This is a genomic window from Candidatus Hydrogenedentota bacterium (assembly GCA_019695095.1).
GTDB lineage: Bacteria > Hydrogenedentota > Hydrogenedentia > Hydrogenedentales > SLHB01 > JAIBAQ01.
On sequence record JAIBAQ010000333.1, the window covers coordinates 1 to 3,860 of the forward strand.

Below are 3,860 nucleotides of genomic sequence, written 5' to 3' on the forward strand. Positions count from 1 at the left end.
GGCAAAAGTGGAACCAGGAACAGAGTGTAGGTATACTGGTGTTTGTTGGTCGTACATGCAAGGGAACGGCGAGTGCCGTTGAGTCGATTCGCGCAATTGGGTAGTGCTTTAGGTCCGTCATCACGGTCTCCTTCCAGTTGGCGAGTTCGTACGGAACTGTGCACTCCCACACGGTGAAACGGGGTTTCATTTTCTCACTATGAGCACTAACGAAAGAGTGATGGAGGCGAGTGAATCGCTCCAGAATCACTGGAAAGCTATCGTCGCGAAGTACCATAGACCCAGCAAAATGCGCAGTACCTGGCAACTCATCAACACCATCGTGCCGTACATTGGTCTTTGGATTCTGATGTATCTGTCTCTTGATGTGTCCTATTTACTGACGCTGGCGCTCGCGCTACCGACGGCGGGTTTCCTGGTGCGAATCTTCATTATTTCGCACGACTGCGGCCATGGTTCGTATTTCAAGTCGACCCTCGCAAATAACATCGTGGGCAGTATCACGGGATTTTTGTGCTGGACACCCTATTACTTCTGGAAGCACGATCATGCCCTGCATCACGCCGGCGCGGGTAACCTCGACAAGCGTGGCCACGGGGACATTTGGACGATGACCGTCAAGGAATACATGGCGGCTCCCTGGCGCAAACGCCTTATCTATCGAATCTACCGAAGCCCATTTCTTCTATTTGGAATTGGCAGTTTTTACCTGTTCGTTGTTGAGTATCGCATCCCTCGCCGAAAGGGTACCGCCCGCGACCGTCGTAGCGTGTGGCGCATGAACATCGCGCTCGGCCTGTTCGTCGCGGCTATGTGCCTGACGATCGGGTGGAAGGCCTTCTTGTTGGTACAAGTCCCCGTCTTCTTCATCGCGGCGGCGGCCGGAACGTGGTTGTTCTACGTGCAGCACCAGTTTGAAGACGTCTATTGGGCGAAAGGCGAAGAATGGGACTTCGTCGCCGGGTCGCTGCAGGGAAGTTCGTACTATCGGTTGCCCAAAGTCCTGCAATGGTTCACGGGCAACATCGGCTTCCACCACATTCATCATTTGAGCGCGAAGATCCCGAACTATTTCCTCGAAGAGTGTCACCGGGACAACGAGATCTTTCAGAAATCGCCGCAGATCTCCCTGTGGTCCAGCCTGAAGTGCATGAACTACCGGCTGTGGGACGACGAATCGAAGAAGCTCCTGACCTTCCGCGATTTCAAGCGCATGAAGAAGTCACGCGCTGCTTGATCCGCTCGATCTGCGCGAGGTGGCTGAGGTCGTGCGCCGCGTAAATCCGGGCAGACTGCCGGAGGGTTTCTTTACCGCGCATTGAATGGGTGTAGGAGGCATTCCATTCTGCTTCCGACAGACCCTGCAAGAAGCGCAGATTGATCTCCCGAACCGCATTGAACTGTGCGAGCGCGGCTGCAAGGTCGGCCTCGACGTACCGAAGCCGTGTTGACCATGCATCAGCGTTAATTGCGGACATGGCGGAGTTGGGTTCCGCAAGAATACACCGAAAACGCACGGCAAAGACCAATTCTGCGTCGCCTAAGTGTTTCACCACCTCGATAACCGACCACTTCCCCGGCGCTTCAGGTGTGCGGAGCGCCGCATCGTCAAGTCCGGCACATGCCGCCCCAAGCGCTGCACCGGTGCATTTCATGACTTCAAGTGGGTCACGGTCACCTAACAGTGCAAGCATGCTTTCGATGACCTGAGCAGGCGTTGGCTTGGGCATTGCGGCATCAGAGCTCATGTCGGTTCTCCTTCTGGTTGGTCTTACCGTAACATTCTGGCATGCGCATCTATCCCGCAATTTGCGCCGGAGCAAATTGCTCACGTGCGAGACGTTGCAGTTGCGCCATGAGGAGTCCGGACTATCCGGGGTTACCCTCGGCAAGATGCTTCAAGCGCGACACATTCGATTGAACCTGCTTCTCATTGCCTGACTTGATCATCGGGGACATCAACTTCGTCATGAAGTTCTTGAGGGTAATCGCGATGCTGTGCGTGACGAGACAACCACCCGAGTCCGGCGCGCAGTCGAATGCGACTACGACGTCAAACATCGAATCGGTGAACTTCATCTCAAGACGCGAACCTTGTTCATAGTCCGTGATGACTCCAGTCATCTCGCCTTCGTGCCCGCCCTGTTTGTGCCTGTAGTGCAGGGTGGCTCCGGCTGAGCGAGGCCCACCGGAGGTCTGACGCAACTCCACGCACGATTCCATCCATGCCGGATATCTGGAGAAATCGTCTATGAACGCAAAGACTTCTGCCGCAGGTTTGGTAATCAAGACGGAGGATTCGCATCGGATCATGTCAGACACCTCACACCAGAAGGAATAGGTTGACTGCGCCCAAGACCGCTAAGAACCGTCGGCTATTCTATAACTGTGGGGAGGCGTTTACCAGACCAATTCCATTAATAAGAGAGAGTTCGCTGCACTTGGCGGCGTCCGGGGATGTGGATCGGGTGTCTGGTCGGACCAATGCGACGTGGGTTCGTCTCGCGAAACGAGGGACTTGCGGAGTGAGGGAATCTATGAATGACTGAAATCCCCTCAAGGCTTGGTCTGTCAGGGTAGGAGGCTATTCCCAATCATCTATCTGAAGGCCATCTACACGAGAGAATTCTCGCGAGTTGTGTGTGACAAGGGTTAGATTGTGAGCCATTGCCGTCGCAGCTATAAGGATGTCGTTGGGGCCAATGGGGCGCCCACGAGTCGCGAGAGTGGACCGTATTATAGAGGCAAATTCAGCACATCTGTCGTCAAAGGGCAACGAGATAAAAGCAGCGAAAAAGCGCCCGAGTATTGCAAGGTTCTCTGTAGAACGGTCACTATGCCTTGCTCCATAGAGGAGCTCAGCTTTGACAATTGAGCACAGCCTTATTACAGACGAGTCTTCCGACTGAAGACGAGTCACCAGTACTCTGGACGAGTTGTTGAGGATGCGAATGCATGCATTGGTATCAAGCAGATACATCTAGAAAACATCACGCTCTTCAAATCTTCCCTGACTGGGGCGTCTCAGAGGTTTTCCTTTCCAACCGCCGACCACTTCTTCAAAGAAGCCCGCAGGCCACCCTCCACCTATCTCTCGACAGACGACAGTGGCGAGGTAGCGTGAAGTAGACATTCCCGAAGCCTTCGCTTTAGCTTGGAGTTGCTTGGCCACGGCGTCTGGAACATATAGGTGAAGTTGAGGCACTGTATGATGCTCCGTGCGGAAGTGACTATGTGCTATATGTGAATATAGCCGATATTTGCACTTGTGTCAAGGTGCGTAGCCGTGCATTACTCCGTCGATTCAACCGAATGTGCAGCTATGAGAGGAGGCTGTCGTGCGCAAATTCAGCGAGGCAAATGCAGAGCGCTTCTGTCTGAATTCGATTCCGATTTGTGGACGAAGTGGAAGAAATCGAGGTTAAGTGGTCTCGCGTCGAGGGGAACAAACACTTCAGAAGAGAAATACCGCCCCCAATCAACTCAATGCGCCGCTGCCTTGAACGCCTCCACGGCCCTATCCAGCCCGGTATCGTCCACGTCGAGATGAAAGACTACGCGGATGCGTGTCGGGGAGGTGGGGAGCACAAAGACGTCGCGTTCGATGATGGGGCCGAGGAATTGATAGGCGTCGGGGACGTCGATGAAAACGATGTTGGTGGGCGAGGGGAGGGGGCACGCGATTCCGGGGAGTGTCTCGATGGCGTTGCGAAATGCGCGGGCGCGCCGGTGATCGTCTTTGAGACGGTCGATGTGGTGGTCGAGCGCATAGTTGGCGGCTGCGGCGAGGACGCCAACTTGGCGCATGCCGCCGCCGAGCATCTTGCGGTAGCGGTGGGCGTGGTCGATGGTGGTGCGGT

Annotated in this window: 5 protein-coding genes; 1 reads left to right on the plus strand and 4 read right to left on the minus strand. The window is 54.8% G+C overall.

Annotated features, from left to right (window positions below; all coding sequences use genetic code 11):
• The first annotated feature begins 220 nt into the window (after positions 1-220).
• A complete protein-coding gene (locus K1Y02_25835) occupies positions 221-1,237 on the plus strand; it encodes a fatty acid desaturase (protein MBX7259802.1) in 1,017 nt (338 codons plus the stop codon).
• Here the strand turns inward: K1Y02_25835 and K1Y02_25840 are convergent.
• The 4 genes from K1Y02_25840 to K1Y02_25855 all read right to left on the minus strand — a co-directional run.
• A complete protein-coding gene (locus K1Y02_25840; protein ID MBX7259803.1) occupies positions 1,206-1,748 on the minus strand; it encodes a DinB family protein in 543 nt (180 codons plus the stop codon). The two genes, K1Y02_25835 and K1Y02_25840, sit on opposite strands and share 32 nt — an antisense overlap.
• Positions 1,749-1,869: 121 nt before the next feature.
• Complete coding sequence (locus K1Y02_25845) at positions 1,870-2,313, minus strand: SRPBCC family protein (protein ID MBX7259804.1); 444 nt, start codon at positions 2,311-2,313, stop codon at positions 1,870-1,872.
• Between the two features lie 271 nt (positions 2,314-2,584).
• Complete coding sequence (locus K1Y02_25850; GenBank protein ID MBX7259805.1) at positions 2,585-2,980, minus strand: type II toxin-antitoxin system VapC family toxin; 396 nt, start codon at positions 2,978-2,980, stop codon at positions 2,585-2,587.
• Positions 2,981-3,483: 503 nt separating this feature from the next.
• On the minus strand, positions 3,484-3,860 hold a 377-nt coding region (locus K1Y02_25855; protein MBX7259806.1), incomplete at its 5' end, for a low specificity L-threonine aldolase.

Coding starts and splice junctions, on each gene's coding strand:
- K1Y02_25835 (MBX7259802.1), top strand. CDS start 221: ATGGAGGCGAGTGAATCGCTCCAGAATCACTGGAAAGCTATCGTCGCG.
- K1Y02_25840 (MBX7259803.1), bottom strand. CDS start 1,748: ATGAGCTCTGATGCCGCAATGCCCAAGCCAACGCCTGCTCAGGTCATC.
- K1Y02_25845 (MBX7259804.1), bottom strand. CDS start 2,313: ATGATCCGATGCGAATCCTCCGTCTTGATTACCAAACCTGCGGCAGAA.
- K1Y02_25850 (MBX7259805.1), bottom strand. CDS start 2,980: ATGTATCTGCTTGATACCAATGCATGCATTCGCATCCTCAACAACTCG.